We start from the raw sequence: 1,744 nt of genomic DNA, 5'->3' as shown, positions 1-1,744 counted from the left end.
CCGGTCTTCTGTGCGCCTTACGTGGTGACCAAGGACGACAAGTACTGGACCCAGCCGGCCGCTCCCGCCTCTGCCGCCGAGGTCCTCGCGGCGCTGCTGTCGGCACACCGCTGAGCCCCGAACGCCTGCCCCTTTCGGGGCACCGCGGCGTCGGCGGTGCGTGAACAGGGCGATCCAGTGGCGCCGTCAGTCTTGACGGAGCCAGCGGAGTCGAGCATGACGAGGAACCCGTGGCCGTGGATCATCCCTGCTGCCGTAGCCATCGTTTCTCATTCTCAGAGATGGCGCACCGTGTTGACGGCGATGATGACGTCGGGGCGAGGTCTTCCTCGTATGTCCTCTGACCTGCCGTCTGAGCAGCCCGCGGTCGACGATGTAGGTCAGCGGACCGAGCCCACCGCGGCCAGGATGTCGGACACCTCGCTGCGGGTCGTGTAGTTGGGGTGCACGTCGATCCAGCGGATCACCCCGGCGGTGTCGACGACCACCGTCGTGGGCATCGGCAGCGCCAGGCCGCCATCAGCGTTGTGCTCGGCCAGATCCAGTCCCACCTTCTGCTGTGCTGCCAGGGCCTCCGCGTCGGGCTCGGTCAGAATGCCGAGAGCGGAGGCGAGCTGGTTGCCGGGGTCGGACACCACCGAGTAGGTCAACTCATTGGTTTGCGCGGCGGACAGTGACCCGTCGGGCTTCTGCGGGCTGACCGCGATCATGACGTAACCCCGATCGGCAAGGGCTGGCGCCAATTCGGCCTCATACGTGCGCAACGCGATGTTGCAGAACGGACACCACGCGCCCCGATAGAACACCACCACCGCGGGCCGCCCGGCGCGAACCCGTGCCAAGGACGTCGCGGCGCCGCTGATGTCGAGCAGCTCACCGTCGGGCATCAGCGCACCCGGTGCGCTCACCCCGGCGGGCACGCCCGCCTCGTCCAGGTCGGCGTGTTCGGCGGCGAACGCGTCCATGACCGCCACCGGCAGTGCGGCGGCGGGTCCCGCCAGGAACGCCTGCGTCTGCTCCCCGATGCTGGGTGTGTGAGTCGTCATGGGGCCACCTTCACGAAGGATTGGATTGATAGCTCCACAAAAGCACTCATTTTCTGGATTGTCCACTCCAGAATCGGTAGGTTTTGTGGATGGTCACCGATGCTCGCGAAGACCTCGCAGCGGCCTAGGCGCTGGCAACAGGCGATCCGCGCCGGCTTGGCCGCCATGGCAGATCGCGGCGAGTTCCTGCCCGGCGCCGGTGTCGACAGGCCGGCGATCGCACTGCTGACCGCCCAGCAGGGCGGTCTTCTGCTGAGCAAGACGCTACGCGACGGCGAACCCCTCGAAACGGCTCTCAACGCCATGATCGACCACATCGAATCCTTCACGGCCGCAGGAACGCAACAGAGTTGAGAGGTATGCCGAGCCACGCTCCAGTGCACCTGTTTCCCGGCCGCACCGTCCACTGCACTGCACTGGACGCGGCACACTTGCGCGTATGGTTGGGCCGACAGGCGAACCACCGGGCGAGTGCGTGGGTGATCCGACGGCGTTCCGAGTTGGGCAGTGGCGGCTGCCGTCGTGGACTGAGCCAACGCGGACGCCGTAGATGCCCGCCACGGCCGACGCCGTGGCGAGCCCACCTGCCCTTCTCAGGTTCTGCTCGGCGTGATTGCCAACGCGTCAGCGAGAATTTCATACGACTGGAACGCCGCGTCGTCGTAGACCTGCAGCAGTACATCGGGAATCGCCGGGTG

General features: G+C 66.8%; 2 protein-coding genes. One reads left to right on the top strand and one right to left on the bottom strand.

Annotated elements, in window-relative coordinates; all coding sequences use genetic code 11:
* Nucleotides 1–380: 380 nt before the first annotated feature.
* Nucleotides 381–1,046 (bottom strand): peroxiredoxin-like family protein, encoded by a 666-nt coding sequence (locus ACRDUX_RS17445; protein WP_526415275.1) that lies wholly within the window; start codon nt 1,044–1,046, stop codon nt 381–383.
* A gap of 99 nt (nt 1,047–1,145) precedes the next feature.
* Between ACRDUX_RS17445 and ACRDUX_RS17440 the strand changes: the two genes are divergently transcribed.
* Nucleotides 1,146–1,400: a hypothetical protein gene (locus ACRDUX_RS17440; protein WP_526415274.1), complete on the top strand. Its 255-nt coding sequence runs from the start codon at nt 1,146–1,148 to the stop codon at nt 1,398–1,400.
* Nucleotides 1,401–1,744: the final 344 nt, after the last annotated feature.

This window comes from Mycobacterium sp., from assembly GCF_050701675.1.
Classification (GTDB): domain Bacteria; phylum Actinomycetota; class Actinomycetes; order Mycobacteriales; family Mycobacteriaceae; genus Mycobacterium.
This window is presented reverse-complemented; position numbering and strand designations above follow the sequence as displayed.

What these genes read in the sequence shown, in the direction of transcription:
- ACRDUX_RS17445 (WP_526415275.1), bottom strand. Translation starts at nt 1,046, where the DNA reads ATGACGACTCACACACCCAGCATCGGGGAGCAGACGCAGGCGTTCCTG.
- ACRDUX_RS17440 (WP_526415274.1), top strand. Translation starts at nt 1,146, where the DNA reads ATGCTCGCGAAGACCTCGCAGCGGCCTAGGCGCTGGCAACAGGCGATC.